This window comes from Streptomyces sp. 351MFTsu5.1, from assembly GCF_000383655.1.
In the GTDB taxonomy this organism is placed as follows: Bacteria; Actinomycetota; Actinomycetes; order Streptomycetales; family Streptomycetaceae; genus Streptomyces; species Streptomyces griseorubiginosus.
Genome location: NZ_KB911778.1, coordinates 101,802 through 120,070, shown reverse-complemented (window position 1 = coordinate 120,070; position 18,269 = coordinate 101,802). Strand labels below are relative to the sequence as shown.

Annotated in this window: 16 protein-coding genes; 11 read left to right on the top strand and 5 right to left on the bottom strand. The window is 72.1% G+C overall.

Going from position 1 to position 18,269, the window contains the following annotated elements:
- Positions 1-20: 20 nt before the first annotated feature.
- The 4 genes from H295_RS0110190 to H295_RS0110175 form a co-directional block, all read right to left on the bottom strand.
- On the bottom strand, positions 21-554 hold the full coding sequence (locus H295_RS0110190) for a hypothetical protein (RefSeq protein WP_020135257.1): 534 nt from the start codon (positions 552-554) through the stop codon (positions 21-23).
- Positions 551-1,264 carry a hypothetical protein gene (locus H295_RS0110185; RefSeq protein WP_020135256.1) on the bottom strand — a complete coding sequence of 238 codons (714 nt, stop codon included), beginning with the start codon at positions 1,262-1,264 and terminating at the stop codon, positions 551-553. Before H295_RS0110185 ends, H295_RS0110190 begins: the two co-directional genes overlap by 4 nt.
- Positions 1,261-1,977: a YqjF family protein gene (locus tag H295_RS0110180; protein WP_028809226.1), complete on the bottom strand. Its 717-nt coding sequence runs from the start codon at positions 1,975-1,977 to the stop codon at positions 1,261-1,263. The genes H295_RS0110185 and H295_RS0110180 overlap by 4 nt, the downstream gene beginning before the upstream one ends.
- A gap of 83 nt (positions 1,978-2,060) precedes the next feature.
- Positions 2,061-3,176, bottom strand: a complete 1,116-nt coding sequence (locus H295_RS0110175; protein WP_234021584.1) for a hypothetical protein — start codon at positions 3,174-3,176, stop codon at positions 2,061-2,063.
- 144 nt (positions 3,177-3,320) lie between these two features.
- On the opposite strand from H295_RS0110175, the gene uvrA reads away from it, so the two are divergent.
- Positions 3,321-5,789 carry an excinuclease ABC subunit UvrA gene (uvrA, locus tag H295_RS0110170; RefSeq protein ID WP_020135253.1) on the top strand — a complete coding sequence of 823 codons (2,469 nt, stop codon included), beginning with the start codon at positions 3,321-3,323 and terminating at the stop codon, positions 5,787-5,789.
- Positions 5,790-5,831: 42 nt separating this feature from the next.
- On the opposite strand, the gene H295_RS0110165 is transcribed toward uvrA, so the two are convergent.
- The gene (locus H295_RS0110165; RefSeq protein ID WP_020135252.1) at positions 5,832-7,613 is read right to left on the bottom strand and encodes a PucR family transcriptional regulator; all 1,782 of its coding nucleotides are present in this window, start codon (positions 7,611-7,613) and stop codon (positions 5,832-5,834) included.
- A 257-nt stretch (positions 7,614-7,870) separates the two neighbouring features.
- On the opposite strand from H295_RS0110165, the gene dnaK reads away from it, so the two are divergent.
- The 10 genes from dnaK (at position 7,871) to H295_RS0110110 (ending at position 17,880) form a co-directional block, all read left to right on the top strand.
- Complete coding sequence (gene dnaK, locus H295_RS0110160; protein ID WP_020135251.1) at positions 7,871-9,778, top strand: molecular chaperone DnaK; 1,908 nt, start codon at positions 7,871-7,873, stop codon at positions 9,776-9,778.
- An 8-nt stretch (positions 9,779-9,786) separates the two neighbouring features.
- Positions 9,787-10,395, top strand: a complete 609-nt coding sequence (locus tag H295_RS0110155; RefSeq protein ID WP_020135250.1) for a nucleotide exchange factor GrpE — start codon at positions 9,787-9,789, stop codon at positions 10,393-10,395.
- Between the two features lie 6 nt (positions 10,396-10,401).
- Positions 10,402-11,355: a DnaJ C-terminal domain-containing protein gene (locus H295_RS0110150; RefSeq protein WP_020135249.1), complete on the top strand. Its 954-nt coding sequence runs from the start codon at positions 10,402-10,404 to the stop codon at positions 11,353-11,355.
- Positions 11,352-11,759 (top strand): chaperone modulator CbpM, encoded by a 408-nt coding sequence (locus tag H295_RS0110145; protein WP_020135248.1) that lies wholly within the window; start codon positions 11,352-11,354, stop codon positions 11,757-11,759. The genes H295_RS0110150 and H295_RS0110145 overlap by 4 nt, the downstream gene beginning before the upstream one ends.
- Positions 11,750-14,389 carry an ATP-dependent chaperone ClpB gene (gene clpB, locus H295_RS0110140; RefSeq protein ID WP_020135247.1) on the top strand — a complete coding sequence of 880 codons (2,640 nt, stop codon included), beginning with the start codon at positions 11,750-11,752 and terminating at the stop codon, positions 14,387-14,389. The genes H295_RS0110145 and clpB overlap by 10 nt, the downstream gene beginning before the upstream one ends.
- On the top strand, positions 14,386-14,832 hold the full coding sequence (gene trxA, locus H295_RS0110135; protein WP_020135246.1) for a thioredoxin: 447 nt from the start codon (positions 14,386-14,388) through the stop codon (positions 14,830-14,832). The genes clpB and trxA overlap by 4 nt, the downstream gene beginning before the upstream one ends.
- A gap of 5 nt (positions 14,833-14,837) precedes the next feature.
- Complete coding sequence (locus H295_RS0110130; protein WP_028809224.1) at positions 14,838-15,101, top strand: UBP-type zinc finger domain-containing protein; 264 nt, start codon at positions 14,838-14,840, stop codon at positions 15,099-15,101.
- Positions 15,101-16,942 carry an FAD-dependent oxidoreductase gene (locus H295_RS0110125; RefSeq protein WP_020135244.1) on the top strand — a complete coding sequence of 614 codons (1,842 nt, stop codon included), beginning with the start codon at positions 15,101-15,103 and terminating at the stop codon, positions 16,940-16,942. The genes H295_RS0110130 and H295_RS0110125 overlap by 1 nt, the downstream gene beginning before the upstream one ends.
- A gap of 133 nt (positions 16,943-17,075) precedes the next feature.
- Complete coding sequence (gene panD, locus H295_RS0110115) at positions 17,076-17,495, top strand: aspartate 1-decarboxylase (protein WP_020135243.1); 420 nt, start codon at positions 17,076-17,078, stop codon at positions 17,493-17,495.
- Between the two features lie 34 nt (positions 17,496-17,529).
- Positions 17,530-17,880 (top strand): GNAT family N-acetyltransferase, encoded by a 351-nt coding sequence (locus H295_RS0110110; protein WP_020135242.1) that lies wholly within the window; start codon positions 17,530-17,532, stop codon positions 17,878-17,880.
- Positions 17,881-18,269: the final 389 nt, after the last annotated feature.

The window sequence follows — 18,269 nt, the reverse complement described above, 5'->3', positions numbered from 1 at the left end:
CCGTGTCCGGACAGCCCCCGCTACGACGGCTGCGGCGCCCCCGCCCCTTCCAGCAGCGCGGGCGCGGCCCTGCCGTGCAGGGAGTCGAGGGTCTCGATCTGCCGCTCCGCCCTGCGCAGCAGCTCCTCCAGACGGGCGGCGGGCAGGCGCGCGTCCTGTGCCGACGCGGCGAGCAGTCCGCGCCACAGGGCCGCCTTGCCCTGAACTCCCAGCCGCAGCGCCTCGAGTTCGACCAGCAGCGCGAGCCCGGAGCGACGCACCAGCCGTCCGTTGGGCTTCGCCCGTCCGGCCTTCTCGGCCAGCCAGGCCGCGTACACCTTGTGGTGCCGCACGGGTACGTCGAGGTCGGCGAGGAGGCGCACCAGGGCCTGGCGGTCCTGCGAGATCTCCTTGCGCAGGCTCTCCAGGTCCTCGCCGAAGGGGGACGCACGGTGCTCCTCGGCCGCACGGCGGGCCAGTTCCACGCCCGCCGTGGCCCCGGCCAGGTGATCGTTGAGGTAGATCACCAGCCGCTTGTGCCGCGCCGAATCGTCCAGGGAGGTCGGTGCCGTCATGTTCGTGTTCCTCTCCGCCCGGGACGGATCCGCTCAACCGCCTTCACTCGTCCGCCGACGGCCGGGTACCCCCTCCAGGGGGCCTCACCCGGCGCCGGTTCCACCGTGGTCGTGACGCGGGTCAGGGAGGGCTGCCTCGGCACCGAGCCGAATCCGAAGCGCACCGGCGGGCGGACGGGTGCCACGGCACCCAGGTCGACGCCCTCGAAGACCGCCGACACCGCCCGGACCGGCCGCAGGTCCCGGGCCCCGTACCACTCGCGGCGCCCCGCTCCCGCGCTGCCCCGGGTGCGTACCCCCGGCAGCAGGAGGCGGGCGGGGACGGAGGTGAGCGTGCACCAGGCGGGCCGCCGGGTGAGCACGCCGGGCACCGCGCGCAGCAGCAGGCCCAGAGGTCCTCGGCGCCCGGTCGTGAAGCGCAGGTCGAGCGGCCCGGCGAGGACGCTCCACATCCCGCCCGCGACCCGGACGTCGACCGGGACGACCCGGACCCGGTCGAAGACATAGGTGCCGCTGACGAAGTCCGCCACCTCCCGCGTGGGAGCGAGCAGCAGCCGTTCCCCGTCCGGCCGTTCCACCATCACATCGCTGAACGGCCCGAACGGCGACGCCGGCCAGTGCCCCAGCACGATCCGGGTCCCGGAGGCCGTGCCCAGACCGGCGATCCAGCCGTCGAAGCGCAGCCGTCGGCGGTGTCGCGGACGGCTCATGCGGACGCCGGCCGGGATGCGCCCAGCCGGACGTGCGTGACGCCGGGGGAGAAGTGCACGACGGGCTCGCCGAGCGGGACGGGCAGACCGGCCGCGCGGGTCAGCGTCTGCTCCAGCCCGTCGACGGCCGCGTCCGCCAGCGGCCAGGGTTCGTGTTCCACCGGTGTCCCCCAGATACGGCCCAGCCGACGGGTGTACGCCCGCCAGCGCGAGGTCAGCCACACGTCCCGTTCCGTCGGCCGCAGCGGCTCGCCGGGACGGACACGCAGACGGTACGAGACCCGGCCCCCGACCCGCCTCCCGGCGTACGACACGGCATCCCCGGCCCCGTCCCCGGCGACCCGCAGGGATCCCAGGTGGTACGGGGCGCCCACGGCACGGGCCGCCAGCATCACCGGGCTGGCCACGTCGATGGACAGGAACCAGATCCCGTCCCGCCCGTCCGCGCGCCGCACGTACGTGCGCAGGTTGGTCTCCGCGAACGAGGGGAGGGCGGGCACCGTGGCGGGCAGGCCGACCGGGCGCACGTCGGCCATGACGAACGGCGTGAGACCCACCCAGGCCGCCCCCTCGTACACGTCCACGGCGAGTTCCGGCGGCAGCAGCGCCTGCACCGCCTGCGGCGGGAAGGGCCAGTGCACGAACGTCTGCCGGAGCCAGCGCGCCCGCACGGCCGCCACCCGAACCCGCTGCTCCGCTCCGTACGCCACCACACCGGCCGGGTCCCCACCCGACGACCCCGGAAACGGACAGGTCACGGGGACGTGGGGGGGCGGAGGCGGGGCGGGGGCGTGCGCTAGTCGTCGGAGTCCTCCTCCAGCAGGCTGCGGCGTTCCTGTTCGCGTTTGGAGTAGGCGGCCGCCCGGATCGCCTCGTCGCTCTCCAGGCCGGAGCCCAGGGCGCCGCCCACCGTGGCCACCGAGGCGACGAACCAGGCCAGCGTCCAGTACTCCGTGGCATGCAGCGGGGTGCGGGTCAGGGAGGCGAACAGCCGGTCGTTGAGGATGAAGAGCGCCCAGATCAGGTTGACGACCGCCAGGCCCGCGTAGCACACGATCACCCCCAGACCCACGGTCACGACCGTCGAGGCGTTGTAGAGAGCCGCCCTCTTCCGCGCTTCCGGCGACACCTCGTCGGTTCGGTGCCAGAGATTCGCGTCCACGATCAGCCACCCGATCATCAGCGCGACCGACCCCACCATGGCGATCACCAGGCGTGGCGTGCTCAGGGAGGTGGCGAGGCTCCAGACGGTGGAGTTCACGGTGGCGACGGCCCCCGTGGCGAGTGCGGCGGCCAGGGCCTTCGACAAGCCGGGCACCAGGCGCCAGGGCCGGTTGGCGCGGACCATCCCGCCGAGCACCCTCAGATATCCGCGCGGCCCGCTGACGACGTACCGCAGATCCGCGATCTCCTCCTCGTCGACCCGGCCCTGACGGATGGGCGCGAGACGTCCGGTGAAGGGTGGCCGCTGCGGCCGGCTTCCCGGCGGCTCCCCGGCCTCCTCGCTCCGCGGGCTGGCCAGGCTGAGCACCGCCTCCTCCACGGCCTGCCGGGCCCTTGTCTCCAGCCGGAAGCCCCCCAGCGTGGGAAGGGACAGCAATGCCAAGCCGTGTTCGTGACTGAGATCCACCACGAGCTTGAGCCCCTGTGAGTGCAGCGGAAGGTCGGTGAGCGCCACGACGATGTCCCAGTGCCCGTCGCCCGCGCGATCCCTGATCCGTCGCATCAGGGCGAGAGGGTCCTCGACCTCGGCGGTGAAGGGTTCGCTCACCACCGTGACGTCGAACCGCCGTCCCTGGTCCGACCGGTCGGCGAGCCGGTCCGGAAGAGTCCGGGCCATGCGCTGCGCGATCTCCGTCGGCGCATCCGGGTCCGCCAGAAGAGCCACGACCACTACGTCCTGTGACGACACCCGATGGCTCCTTCTCGTCGGCAGGCCCCGCGACCGCGAGTGCCCACAGGGTGCCCCGAGGTAACGCCGACACCCTCCGGCGTCTGAAGAGGGACCGGTGACGGAGGTCGCGCGGTTTCCGGCGCGATCGGGTACTCGGCAACGATGGACAAGGACGCGACCGACCCCTTCGTGCATGTCCGGGGCGCCAGTGAGAACAACCTGCGCACCGTCGACGTCGACGTTCCGCGGGACGCGATGGTCGCCTTCACCGGGGTCTCCGGTTCGGGCAAGTCCTCGCTCGCGTTCGGCACGCTCTACGCCGAGGCCCAGCGCCGCTACTTCGAGTCCGTGGCGCCGTACGCCCGAAGGCTGTTGCAGCAGGTCGGCGCACCGCACGTGCAGGAGATCACCGGACTGCCACCGGCCGTGGCGCTTCAGCAGCGACGGGGGTCGCCCGGCTCGCGCTCGACGGTCGGCACCCTCACCACGCTGTCCAACCTGCTGCGCATGCTGTACTCCCGCGCCGGCACCTACCCGCCGGGGGCCGCACGGCTGGAAGCCGAGTCGTTCTCGCCCAACACCGCGGCCGGCGCCTGCCCGGAATGCCACGGGCTGGGGGTCGTGCACGACGTCGCCGAGGACCTGCTCGTCCCGGACCCCTCGCTGAGCATCCGCGAGGGGGCGATCGCCGCTTGGCCGGGCGCCTGGCAGGGCGCCAACCTGCGCAGTGTCGTGAAGGGCCTCGGCATCGACATCGACCGGCCGTGGCGCAGGCTCAGGAAGAAGGACCGCGACTGGCTGCTCTACACGGACGAGCAGCCCTCCGTGTACATCGAGCCGGAGGAGGATCGCGTCGACTACGGCTACCAGGGCACGTTCTGGAGCGCCCGCAAGCACGTCATGCACGTCCTCGCCGACTCCAGGAGCGAGAGGATGCGCGAACGGGCGCTCCGGTTCGTCAGGAGCGTGCCCTGCCCCGCCTGCCACGGCAGCGGACTGCGGCCCGAGGCGCTCGCCGTGACCTTCGCGGGACGTTCCGTCGCCGAGATCAACGCGATGCCGCTCACCGAGGTCGTGGCGCTGCTGCGGCCCGTCGCCGAGCGGTCCGAGGCCGACGCCACCACGACGACCGCACGGTCCGGGGAGACCACCGAGGTCGCGGTCCGGATCTGCCGCGACCTGGTCGCGCGGATCGACGTACTGCTCGACCTGGGCCTCGGCTATCTCGGCCTCGGACGCCGCTCGACGACCCTGTCGCCCGGCGAGGCGCAGCGCCTGCGGATCGCCACCCAGCTGCGCTCGGGCCTGTTCGGCGTGGTCTACGTCCTCGACGAACCCTCCGCGGGCCTGCACCCGGCCGACGCGGAACCCCTGCTGGAGGTGCTGGACCGCCTCAGGGCGGCGGGCAACTCGCTGTTCGTCGTGGAGCACGACATGGACGTCGTACGGCGGGCGGACTGGGTCGTCGACATCGGCCCCGGCGCGGGCGAGGGCGGCGGACGCGTGCTGTACAGCGGCCCGGTCGCCGGTCTCGAACCGGTCGGGGAGTCGGCCACGAGCCAGTACCTGTTCGGGCGCGCCCAGCCGCCCGATCACCGCCCGCGCAGCCCGCAGGGCCGACTGCACCTGGGCGGCGTCTCCCGGCACAATCTGCACGACGTGTCCGTCGACCTACCGCTGTGCGTCCTGACGGCGGTGACGGGCGTGTCGGGTTCCGGGAAGTCGACGCTGGTGACGCAGGTGCTCGCCGAGGTCGTCCGCGACCACCTCGGACTCGCGCCCGAGGAGCCGGACGGGGCGCAGTGGGAGGTCGACGTCCAGGAGGCCTCGGGTGTCGAGTCGTTCGACCGGCTGGTCCTGGTCGACCAACGGCCCATCGGCCGGACCCCCCGGTCCAACCTGGCCACGTACACCGGGATGTTCGACGCGGTGCGCAAGCTGTACGCGGCGACGGACGAGGCCCGGGCGCGCGGCTACTCGGCCGGGCGGTTCTCCTTCAACGTGCCCGAGGGCCGGTGCGAGACCTGTCAGGGCGAAGGATTCGTCGCGGTGGAACTGCTGTTCCTGCCCGGCACCTACGCGCCCTGCCCGACCTGCGGTGGCGCCCGCTACAACGCCGAAACGCTGGAAGTCACCTACCAAGGCAAGGACATCGCGGAAGTGCTGGCACTGTCCGTCGACGACGCCGCCAAGTTCCTGTCCGCCGTCCCGGCCGCCTCCCGCAGTCTGGAGACCTTGCGCGAGGTGGGGCTTGGCTACCTGCGGCTGGGCCAGCCCGCGACCGAACTCAGCGGCGGCGAGGCGCAACGCATCAAACTGGCGACCGAACTCCAGCGAGCCCGCCGCGGGCACGCGCTGTACCTGCTCGACGAGCCGACGGCGGGGCTGCACCCCTCGGACATCGCGCTGCTGCTGCGTCAGTTGCACCGGCTCGTCGACGCCGGCAACACGGTCGTCCTCGTCGAGCACGACCTGGACACGATCGCCACCGCCGACTGGGTCATCGACCTCGGCCCGGGCGGCGGCGACGCGGGCGGGCGGGTCGTCGCGGCGGGCCCGCCCGCCAAGGTGGCAGGGTCCCGCCGCAGCGCCACGGCGCCCTATCTCGCGGCCCGGCTCGCGCGGTCCTGACGAGAGCCGGGGGGAGAGAGGCTGGGCAGCCTCCCCATGGCGTCAGTCCAGCCCGCCCAGCACGATCTTCCACACCCGGGTCGCCACCTGGAGGTTCAGCCGGTCCTCGACGTTCGCGAGGTCGTGACCGCTGATGTCGCGGATGCGCTGGAGCCGGTAGCGCAGGGTGCTGCGGTGGATCGCGAGGGAGTCGGCGGTCTCGTCGTAGTTGCCGCCGCAGTCGAAGTACCGGGCCAGGGTCTCCACCATGGTCGCGTGGTGCCGGGAGTCGTAGTCGATGAGCTGCCCGAGCCACTCCTGGACGAACCTCTCCAGTTCCCGGTGGCCACTGCCGGGTCCCAGGATGCGGTAGAGACCGAGCTCGTCGAAGAACGACGTGCCGTAGCGCTCGCGGGAGTGGCGGCGCACGTCCAGCGCGCGTTGCGCCTCCCGGTAGTGGTGGGGGATGTCGTCCACGGAGTCGCAGGAGGAGCTCACTCCGATCGTTCCGGACCGTGTCCCGTTCTCCCGGGCGAGCGCCTCGTACAAAGCCCGCGCGTGCGGCCTGTCGCCGGCGATGAGCACGACATGGTCGGAGCGGCGGGTCAGCAGTGAACGCAGGCCCACCGCTGCGGCCACCCGTCCCACGCTCTGCGCGAAGGAGTCGTCCGTGGTCCGGTTCGACCACTGCACCACGACGATGTAATGGCTGCCGTGCAGGTCGTGGCCGACGGCCGCGGACCGGGCGTAGGCGCTCGGTCCGTCCGTCCCGGTCAGGAGGTCGTCGGCCAGCTCGCGGTGCAGCCTCAGCTCCACCTCGGCCAGACTGCGCAGGTGCGTCAGCTCCAGGGCGAGCGAGGTGGCGGCGTGTCCGAGCGCGAGGACGGTGTGCTCGTCGGCCTCGTCGCGGTCGTCGACCAGGGCCAGCACGCCGAGGATCTCGCCGTGCGGGCGGATCAGGGCGACCAGTCGGTCCCCGATCCGCACGGGCCCGGCCTGACGGGCGACGGCGTGCAGCATGTCGTCCCGGCGCACGGGGTCCGGCTCGGGGTAGGGGACGGGGCGGCCGGGGCCGGTCCAGGACCTCAGCCGGCCGAACCGGTCCTCGACCAGCGCGGGAAGACCGGTGAGCCCGTGCAGTGCACGCGTGACGGCCTCCTCGCCGCCACCCGAGGCGGCGACGTCGGCCATGAGAGCGTGAACGGCTCGCTCCCAGCCCAGCTCGGCCATCGCGGAGATCAGCTGCCGCTGGAGGACGGTGCGTTCCTCCCGCAGCCGGTGCAGCGCCAGCGCGTCCTCGTGCCGGCGGCGGCGTGCGACGGCGACCGAAAGTGCGGCGGCGGTCTGCCGGACGAGCACGGCGAGCAGAGAACGCTCAGCCCTGGTGGGCCGCCCGACGGCCGTGACGACGAGATAGCCGTGGAGCCCCGCAGGTCCGCGCAGCCCCAGGGCCCGGCCCCAGGGCCTGCCGGCCACGGTCACCTTGCCGTCCTGCCCGGCCAGCTCCCGGACCCTCCGGGCCACCGCCACGGCATGGGCGGGCCCGTTTGCCGGGCTGGGGACCAGGTCGTGGCCCACCTTCAGGTACCCGGCCTCGGCGCTGTAAGGTCCCGCGGCGACCACGTGGTCCATGGCCAGGCGCAGGATCTCCCCTTCGTCCGAGGCCTCGGACAGGGCTTGGGAGACCGCGGCCAGTTCGTGCAGGGCACGGGCGGCCGGAGTGCGGACGAGGGGGCGGGACCGCCTGGGCGCGGGCGTGGCCTGCCGCCCGGCGCCACCCTTCGGAAGGCTGCCCCTCCGGGCGGAGTAGCGGTGGTACAGGCGGTACACCCGGCTGCCGACCATGCGATCACTCCGTCCTCGGAGGCGAGCGCCTTCCCGCGTACCCGTTCCCGGACCGCCCTACCCGAGACGGGGTTGCCGGATCGGCCCGCACGAGCGTCCGTCGGCGCCGGGCGGGCCGTAGGAGCGTGCGGTTTGTCGGGCTCGTACTCGCGGGGCGAGCGAGCCCGTGCGTTTCTGACCTGCCAGGCGCAGGTGTCGAGCCGGCCGGCTCGACACCCTGGGGAACGAGGCAGGCGTCGCACCGGAAGGAGTTCCTCATGGCCAAGGCAGTGGGCATCGACCTGGGCACCACCAACTCGGTGATCGCCGTGTGGGAGGGCGGCGAGCCGTCCGTCGTGCCCAACAGCGAGGGCAACCGCACCACCCCGTCCGTGGTGGCCTTCACCGACACCGGGGAGCGTCTGGTGGGCCAGCTGGCCCGGCGCCAGGCGATCCTCAACCCCAAGGGCACCATCTACTCGGCCAAGCGGTTCATCGGCCGGCACTTCGACGAGATCTCCGAAGAGGCCAGGGCGGTGGCGTACGACGTCGTCGAGGGCGACGGCGGGGCGGCCCGCATCAAGGTGCGCGACAAGCTCTACGCGCCGGAGGAGATCAGCGCACAGGTGCTGCGCAAACTCGCGGACGACGCCTCCAAGCAGCTGGGGGAGCGGGTCACGGAGGCGGTCATCACGGTGCCCGCCTACTTCAACGACGCCCAGCGCACCGCCACCAAGGACGCCGGACGGATCGCCGGCCTCGAGGTGCTGCGGATCATCAACGAACCAACTGCGGCCGCCCTCGCGTACGGCATGGACAAGAAGGAGCACGAGACCGTCCTCGTCTTCGACCTGGGCGGCGGCACCTTCGACGTGAGCATCCTCGACGTCGGCGACGGCGTGGTGGAGGTGCGCTCCACCGCCGGTGACAGCCACCTGGGCGGCGACGACTTCGACCGGCGCCTTGTGGACCACCTCGCGGACGACTTCCAGAAGGAGAACGGCATCGACCTGCGCAAGGACCCGCAGGCGCTGCAACGACTGTTCGAGGCGGCGGAGAAGGCCAAGACCGAGCTGAGTTCGGTGACCCAGACGCAGGTCAGCCTGCCGTTCATCACCGCCGACGCCTCGGGCCCCAAGCACCTGACCGACTCGATCATGCGGTCCACCTTCGAGCAGATCACCGCTGACCTGGTGGAGCGTTGCCTGGGTCCGGTGCAGCAGGCGATGGCCGACGCCAAGGTCGGCGAGAGCGACATCGACGAGGTGATCCTCGTCGGCGGTTCCACCCGCATCCCCGCCGTCCAGGCCTTGGTCCGCCGGCTGACCGGCGGCAAGGAGCCCAACATGAGCGTCAACCCCGACGAGGTCGTGGCGCTGGGCGCCGCGATCCAGGCCGGGGTGCTCAAGGGCGAGGTCAAGGACGTGCTGCTGCTCGACGTCACACCCCTGTCGCTGGGCCTGGAGACACGCGGTGGAGTCATGACGAAGATCATCGAGCGGAACACCACCATCCCGGTGCGCCGCAGCGAGACCTTCTCCACCGCCGAGGACAACCAGCCGGCCGTCGACGTGGTGGTCCTCCAGGGCGAGCGCGAGCGGGCCGCCGACAACCGTGTGCTGGGCCGGTTCCAGCTCACCGACATCCGCCCGGCGCCGCGGGGCGAACCGCAGATCGAGGTCACCTTCGACATCGACGCCAACGGCATCCTCAACGTCAAGGCCCGCGACCGGGACACCGGCAAGGAACAGGGCATCACCATCAGCGAGAGCTCCAACCTGGACCGCAGTGAGGTCGAACGCATGGTCCAGGAGGCCGAGCGCAACCAGGGCCAGGACCAGGCACTGCGCGAGGCAGTCGACGCCCGCAACGAACTCGACGCCGTCGCCTACCAGGTCGAGAAGCGTCTCGCCGAACTGGGCGACGCGGCGCCCGCGCACGAGAAGGCACGCGCCGAGATGCTCGTGTCCGACGCCCGGGCAGCGGTCAAGGAAGAGGCGGGCGTGGAGCGCGTGCGGCCCCTGACCTCCGAACTCCAGCAGGTGCTCGCCGGGCTGGCGGCCCACCAGGGCGGCTCCGCCACGGGCGGCGGCCCCGGCCAGGACACGGCGGCGGACGGTCCCCCGAGCGGCAGCGGCAGCGGCGGTGACGATGACGTCATAGACGCCGAGTTCGACAAGGGCTGAGGCACGCCATGCCCAGCCACCCCCAGGAACCCGGCCGGGCCGCCTCGGATCCGGGCGCACAGGTCCCGCAAGGCGCCGGACCCGGTCCTCGCGGGGACCTGCCCCCGCCGGAGCCGCCCCGGCCCGAGGCGGCGGACGGCGGACCGGGGCCCGACGCCGCCGGCCCCGCGTCTGCCGAGGACGAGTACACGACCGCGATCCAGGAACTGGAGGACCGCTGGCGGCGCGCGCTCGCCGACCTCGACAACCTTCGCAAGCGTCACGCCAGGGAACTGGAGCGCGAGCGGATGGTCGAACGGTCCCGCACGGCGGCCGCCTTCCTGCCCGTCCTCGACAACCTCGACCTCGCCCTGACCCACGCGGGCGCCGATCCGGGCCCGATCGTGGCGGGCGTCCGGGCGGTACGCGACCAGGCGGTGAACGTCCTCGAACTGCTCGGCTACCCGCGGCACGCGGAGACCGGGGTCCCCTTCGACCCGGCCCGGCACGAGGTGGTCGGCGTCGTCCAGGACCCCGACGCCGCACCGGGCACCGTCGTAGAGGTGCTGCGCCCCGGCTACGGGGACGGCGAACGGCAGCTCAGGCCCGCTGCCGTGACCGTCGCGAAGCGGGAGTGACCGGCCATGGCACAGGACTTCTACGAGGTGCTGGGCGTGCCGCGGACCGCGAGCCAGGACGAGATCCAGCAGGCGTATCGCAAGCTCGCCCGCAAGTACCACCCCGACGTCAACAAGGACCCCGGGGCGGAGGAACGCTTCAAGGACCTCAACGAGGCGCACAGCGTCCTGTCCGATCCCAGGAGCCGGGCCCGCTACGACCGCTTCGGCGAGGACTTCCGCCAGATCCCCGAGGACTTCGACGAACGGGTGGCGGCCGGAGCGGGCGGCGGCTTCCGCGGCCGGAGGACCGCGGGCGCGGGCGGCCCCCGGGTCCGCTACAGCACCGGCTTCGGCGACGACCTCGGGGCGGAGGGCATCGACATCGAGGACCTGTTCGGCTCCATGTTCGGAGCCGGCGCCGCCCGAGGCGGTGTCCCCGGAGCGGACCAGGAGGCCGAACTGCCGCTCACCGTCGAGGAGGCGTACCGGGGCGGCCGTCGCACCGTCACCCTGGCGGGCCCCGCCGGGCAGCCGCGGCGTTACGAGGTCGACGTGCCGGCGGGCGTCACCGACGGTCAGCGCATCCGGCTGGCGGGTGAGGGTGGTCAGGGCCGCGGAGACGCAGCCGCCGGCGATCTGTACCTGCGGGTGCGCGTCCAGCCCCACCCCCGGTTCCGGCTGGACGGCCGTGACGTGCACGTCCAGGTCCCGGTCACCCCCTGGGAGGCGGCCCTGGGTGCGACCGTGCCGGTGCCCACGCCCGGCGGCGGCACGGCGAAGGTCACGGTCCCCGCGGGCTCGTCCAGCGGTCGGCGGCTCCGGCTGCGCGGCGAGGGCATGCCGAACCCGCGGGGCGCGAACGGCGACCTGTACGCCGAACTCCGCGTCATGGTGCCGCCCAAGCTCAGCGAACGGGAGCGCGAGCTGTTCGAGGAGCTCGCCGCCACTTCCTCGTTCGACCCCAGGAGGACGCGATGAACGACCGACCCGCGGGAGCGGGAGGCATCGGCCGGACCGGTGTGGGCGGCCGTCCGGCAGGAACGGGCACCGACATCACCGCCTCGACGGCTGTCCGGTACGCGCTCGTCCCCGTGCCCAGGCTCTCCCTGGCCACCGTGGCCCGTCGCTCGGGCATCCACCCCGAGCTGATTCGCCGGTTCGTCGCCCTCGGCCTGGTCGACGCCGAGCGCGACTCCGCGGGGCACCTGGTGTTCGATCCCACGGCCCCGGCGGTGCTGGCCCGTGTCCAGCGGCTGCGCACCGGGCTCTGCCTCAACTACGCATCCATCGGCCTGGTGCTCGATCTGCTGGACCGCATCAGCCTGCTCGAATCAGCCCTGCGCGGCCGCGGCACGAGGAGGGAAACACCCCCATGGACATGAACCGTCTCACCCAGAAGTCCCAGGAAGCCCTCCAGGAGGCCCAGAGCGTGGCCGTCGGCATGGGGCAGACCGAGGTCGACGGGGAACACCTGCTGCTCGCGCTTCTCGATCAGGAGGACGGTCTCGTCCCACGGCTGCTGCAACAGGCCGGCGCCGAGCCGGAGGAACTGCGCGCCGCCGTGCGCGGGGAACTCTCCCGCCGCCCGAAGGTCACCGGCCCCGGCGCGGCCCCCGGCCAGGTCTTCGTCACCCAGCGCCTGTCCCGCCTGCTCGACGCCGCCGAACGCGAGGCCAAACGCCTCAAGGACGAGTACGTGTCCGTGGAGCACCTCCTTCTCGCCCTGGCAGAGGAGGGCTCGGCGACCGCCGCAGGACGCCTGCTCAAGGAGCGCGGCGTGACCCGGGACTCGTTCCTGGGCGTCCTCACCCAGGTCCGCGGCAACCAGCGCGTCACCTCCGCCAACCCCGAAGTGGCCTACGAGGCACTGGAGAAGTACGGCCGCGATCTCGTCATCGAAGCCCGGTCCGGACGGCTGGACCCGGTCATCGGCCGGGACGCCGAGATCCGCCGCGTCACCCAGATCCTCAGCCGCAAGACCAAGAACAACCCCGTCCTCATCGGCGATCCCGGCGTCGGCAAGACCGCCATCGTCGAGGGCCTGGCCCAGCGCATCGTCCGCGGCGACGTCCCCGAAGGACTGCGCGACAAGACGGTGTTCGCCCTCGACATGGGCTCCCTGGTCGCCGGCGCCAAGTACCGCGGCGAGTTCGAGGAACGCCTCAAGGCCGTGCTGTCCGAGGTGAAGGCCGCCCAGGGGCGCATCCTGCTCTTCGTCGACGAACTGCACACCGTCGTCGGCGCGGGCGCCGCCGAAGGGGCCATGGACGCGGGCAACATGCTCAAGCCGATGCTCGCGCGCGGCGAACTCCACATGATCGGCGCCACCACCCTCGACGAGTACCGCAAGCACATCGAGAAGGACGCCGCCCTCGAACGCCGCTTCCAGCAGGTCCTGGTCGAGGAGCCGAGCGTGGAGGACACCATCTCCATCCTGCGCGGACTGCGCGAACGCCTGGAGGTCTTCCACGGCGTGAAGATCCAGGACACCGCACTGGTCTCCGCGGCCACCCTCAGCCACCGCTACATCACCGACCGGTTCCTGCCCGACAAGGCCATCGACCTCGTCGACGAGGCGTGCGCCCGGCTGCGCACCGAGATCGACTCCATGCCCGCCGAACTCGACGAGATCACCCGCCGGGTGACCCGCCTGGAGATCGAGGACGCGGCCCTGTCCAAGGAGACCGACGCCGCCAGCAGAGCCCGCCTGGAGGAACTGCGCAGGGAACTGGCCGACCTGCGCGGCGAGGCCGACGCCAAGCACGCCCAGTGGGAGGCCGAACGGCAGGCCATCCGACGGGTGCAGGACCTGCGCCAGGAACTGGAGCAGGTCCGCCACGAGGCGGAGGAGGCCGAACGCGTCTACGACCTCAACCGTGCCGCCGAACTCCGCTACGGCCGCCTCCAGGACCTGGAGCGCCGACTGGAGGCCGAGGAGGAGCAACTGGCCGCCAAACAAGGGCAGAACCGGCTGCTGCGCGAGGTCGTCACCGAGGAGGAGATCGCCGAGATCGTGGCCGCCTGGACCGGCGTCCCCGTCGCCCGTCTCCAGGAGGGCGAACGCGAGAAGCTGCTGCGCCTCGACGAGATCCTGCGGGAGCGGGTCATCGGCCAGGACGAGGCCGTCAAACTCGTCGCCGACGCCATCATCCGCGCCCGCTCCGGCATCCGCGACCCGCGCCGTCCCATCGGCTCGTTCATCTTCCTCGGCCCCACCGGTGTCGGGAAGACCGAACTGGCCAAGACCCTCGCCGCCGCCCTGTTCGACTCCGAGGAGAACATGGTCCGCCTCGACATGAGCGAGTACCAGGAGCGGCACACCGTCAGCCGGCTCATGGGGGCCCCGCCCGGATACGTCGGCTACGAGGAAGGCGGCCAGCTCACCGAGGCCGTACGCCGCAAGCCGTACTCGGTCGTCCTGTTCGACGAGATCGAGAAGGCGCACACCGATGTCTTCAACACCCTCCTCCAGGTCCTCGACGACGGCCGCATCACCGACTCCCATGGCCGTACTGTCGACTTCCGCAACACCGTGATCATCATGACGTCGAACATCGGCTCCGAGCACCTCCTGGACGGCGCCACCGCCGACGGCGAGATCAAGCCGGACGCCCGCGCCCTGGTGACGGGCGAGCTGCGGGGGCACTTCCGCCCGGAGTTCCTCAACCGCGTCGACGACATCGTGCTGTTCAAGCCGCTCGGCGAGCGGCAGATCGAGCGGATCGTGGAGCTTCAGTTCGACGAACTCCGCCGCCGCCTCGCCGAACGTCGTATCGCCGTCGAACTCACCGAAGCCGCACGTGAGGTGATCGCCCACCAGGGCTACGACCCGGTCTACGGGGCCCGGCCGCTGCGCCGGTACATCTCCCACGAGGTCGAGACGATGGTCGGACGCGCCCTGCTGCGCGGGGACGTCCAGGACGGCGCGACGGTCCGCGTCGACGCCGAACACGGAGAGCTGGTGGTCACCTACGACCGGCCCGAGGACGTGAAGGGAGCGCGGGCGGCATGAACACCACGCAGGCGACGACCGTCAGTTGCCCGAACTGCGGGCGCGTCAACCGGGTGCCCGCGGCCGCTGAGGGCAGCCCCAGGTGCGGCCACTGCAAGCAGCCCCTGCCGTGGATGGTGGACGCGGGCGACGACGACTTCACCGAGGTCGCCGAGCGGGCCGACATCCCCGTCGTGGTCGACCTGTGGGCCACCTGGTGCGGCCCCTGCCGCATGGTCAGCCCGGCACTGGAGAAGGTCGCCACCGATCTCGCCGGCCGCATCAAACTCGTCAAGGTCGACACGGACAAGAACCCACGGCTGTCCCGGCGTTTCGAGGTCCAGGCCGTACCGACACTGCTGGTCCTCGACCGGGGCGAGACGGTCGCCCGGCAGGCGGGGGCGGCACCCGCCCCCGCTCTGCGCCGGTGGGTGGAACAGTCGATCACCACCCCGAAAGGGTGATCCGGATGACCCTGCACGCAGACCCCCACCTCGCGCTCGTCCGGCCGGTGCAGCCGCTGACCCCGGAAGGGTGTCAGGAGTGTCTGATGACCGGCTCCCCGTGGGTCCACCTCAGGCTCTGCCTGACCTGCGGGCACGTCGGCTGCTGCGACTCCTCGCCGAACAGGCACGCGCGCAGGCACGCCGCCGCCGAAGCCCATCCGATCGTGCAATCCTTCCAGCCCGGCGAGGAATGGCGCTGGTGCTACGTCCACGAGGCGTTCGTCTGATGTCCGGCGACCGGCCGCCGCCCGGCGAGGAACCGATACCGGAGATATCGGAGATATCGGAGAAACCAGAGAAAGCGGACGAGGTCGCCTTCTGGGAGACCCCTGACCTCTACGGCGCGTACCCGCGCCTCACGGAGGACCAGACAGCACGTCTCGCGGAGCACGGGCGACGGCGGACCATGGTCCCGGACGAGGTGCTGATCCAGGAGGGCGAGCCCTGCGAGGCGTTCTTCGTCGTCCTCGGCGGATCCGTCGCCGTCGTCGAGAACCACGGCACACCCGAGGAGCACGTGCTGCGCGTGCACGGCCCCGGTCGCTTCATCGGCGAACTCGGCCTGCTGCACGGACAAGTGGCCTTCTACACCGCTGTCGCCAGGGAACCCGGCGAGGTCCTCGTCGTCTCCCTGGACCGGCTGCGCCACCTGGTGTCCCAGGACCCCGCCATCGGGGACACCGTGCTGCGCGCCTGTCTGTGCCGTCGCGCGCTGCTCGTCGGACAGGGCGCCGGCTTCCGCATCATCGGCTCGCGCTACTCGCCCGACACCAGACGGCTGCGCGAGTTCGCCGTCCGCAACCGGCTGCCGCACCGCTGGATCGACCTGGAGACCGACGGGGAGGCCGAGGAACTGCTGCGCCGCTTCGGCGTCGGCCCGGAGGAGACACCACTCGTCATCTGGCGGGACACCACCCTGCTGCGCAACCCCAGCAACGCGGAACTGGCCCGGCTCATCGGCCTGCCGTCACTGCCGGGCGGAAACCGTCACGGCGACGTCCTCATCGTGGGCTCCGGGCCCGCCGGCCTCGCCGCCGCGGTCTACGCCGCCTCCGAGGGCCTGAGCACCACCGTGGTGGAGGCGATGGCAACCGGCGGCCAGGCCGGCACGTCGTCCCGCATCGAGAACCTGCTCGGCTTCCCGTCCGGCATCTCCGGCGCCGAACTCACCGAACGCGCCGTGCTCCAGGCCGACAAGTTCGGCGCAGGGATCAGCCTTCCGCTGGAGGCGACCGGCCTCCACGCCAAGGACGAGGACCACTACGTGGTGGCGTTCGCCGACGGCGGCGAGATCGCCGCCCGCGCCGTCGTCCTGGCCATGGGTGCCCGCTACCGCCGGCTCCAGGTACCCGGCATCGCACGCCTGGAGGGAACGAGCGTGCACTACTCGGCGACCGTCTACGAGGCCCAGCAGTGCCGCACCGACCCGGTGGCCGTCGTCGGCGGAGGCAACTCGGCGGGCCAGGCGGTGCTGTTCCTCGCCGGGTACGCGCCGAAGGTGTACCTGCTGGTCCGAGGAGGCGACCTCGGGGCGAGCATGTCCCGTTACCTGGTCGACCAGGTCGAGCGCCATCCGCGGGTGGAGGTCATGCTGCACACCGAGGTCACCGAGGTCATCGGCCGGGAAGTCCTGGAGGAGCTCGACGTGGTCGACAACCGCACGGGCGTGCACCGCCGCCTCGGGGCACGGAGCCTGTTCGTCTTCACCGGCGCCGAACCGCACACCGAGTGGCTCGCAGGCACCGTCGCCCTCGACTCCCGCGGCTTCGTCGTCACCGGTCCGGAGGCCCAGGAAGCCTGCGCCCACCCCGAGGTGTGGCACGGCCGCGGCCGCTCGTGCATGACCCTGGAGGCCGGCCTGCCCGGGGTCTTCGCGGTGGGGGACGTCCGCAGCGGCTCGGTGAAGAGGGTGGCCTCCGCGGCCGGCGAGGGCGCGATGGCCATCCACTCCGTGCACCGGCACCTGGGACACGCGGCCGTACCCGGCACCCCGGGCACCCCGACGGTCACGGGCCGCTCGGACGTCTCCCCGCGGCTGCGGCACAGGGAGTCCGCGTGGCTCGCGTGAAGACCGACTCCCAGAGGGATTTCCGGGCGGAGGCGAGATTCCTCACCATGACGCCGTCGCGTGTCCGTATGTAGAGTGCAGACCGCCCTTGACCTGCAAAAGCAGGCAGGGAGCCGTCTTTCAGGAGTTCGACATGCTGCGCACCATGTTCAAGTCCAAGATCCACCGTGCCACCGTCACCCAGGCCGACCTGCACTACGTGGGATCGGTGACCATCGACGCGGATCTTCTCGACGCCGCCGATCTGCTGCCCGGTGAGCTCGTCCACATCGTCGACATCACCAACGGCGCCCGGTTGGAGACGTACGTCATCGAAGGCGAGCGCGGTTCCGGTGTCATCGGGATCAACGGGGCCGCCGCCCATCTCGTGCATCCCGGAGATCTGGTGATCATCATCAGTTACGCTCAGGTGACCGACGCCGAGGCGCGGGCACTCGAACCCCGGGTCGTGCACGTGGACCGGGACAACCGCATCATCGCGCTCGGGGCCGATCCGTCCGAGCCGGTGCCGGGGTCGGACCAGGAGCGCAGCCCGCAGGCGGTGTCGGTCTGACCCGCCCCACGACCTTCGGACCAGGAGCGTGCCCATGAGCGACATCGAGATCCGCGACGACCGACAGGCCGGGCGCCTGGAGGCGTTCGGTTCCGGGGGAGGCGAAGTCGTGGGCCACATCCAGTACTTCGTCCTCGAGTCTCCCGAGCGCGCCCTGGTCCCGGTCCACACCATCGTCGAGCCGGCCCACGAGGGACAGGGCATCGCCGGCTCCCTGGCCCGCGAGCTGTACGCCATCGCGGCCCGCGAGGGTGTACCCGTGGCCCCGCTGTGCCCGTACGTCGTCAAGTGGGCCGAGCGCCACCCCGACGAGGCCCCCGCCGCGGACCCGGACCTGCTCCGAGCCGCGAAGGACTGGCTGAAGGCGAACCCCGAGGGCTTCTGAGGGCCACGGCCCCCATGGGGCGGTGACGTGGCCGACTCCCGTGCCGAGGACCGCGGCTCCGGTCGCCTCATGGGGCGCGGCCCTGCCTCTCCGGCACTCCCGCCGGCCCGTCGGCCGCGGCCCGCTTGGTCCGCGAGCGGGGTCCTGCCGCCTGTGGCGTCGAAGCCGCACCGACGTCGAGCGGTTGTCTCGCCGCTTCGTGAGCATCGCCGCTCCGCCGCTCCGCCGCTCCGCCGGCCCGCCGTGCATCAGCACCCCGGCCCGAACCCCGCCCCACCACCCGGCCCCCACCCCTCACACTCCCGAGTGACTGCCAGGAAGGCTCGCGGGTACGTGGGGAGTAGTCCAGAGACGGCGGCACACGAAACCGTGCCGGCGTCGACCGACTG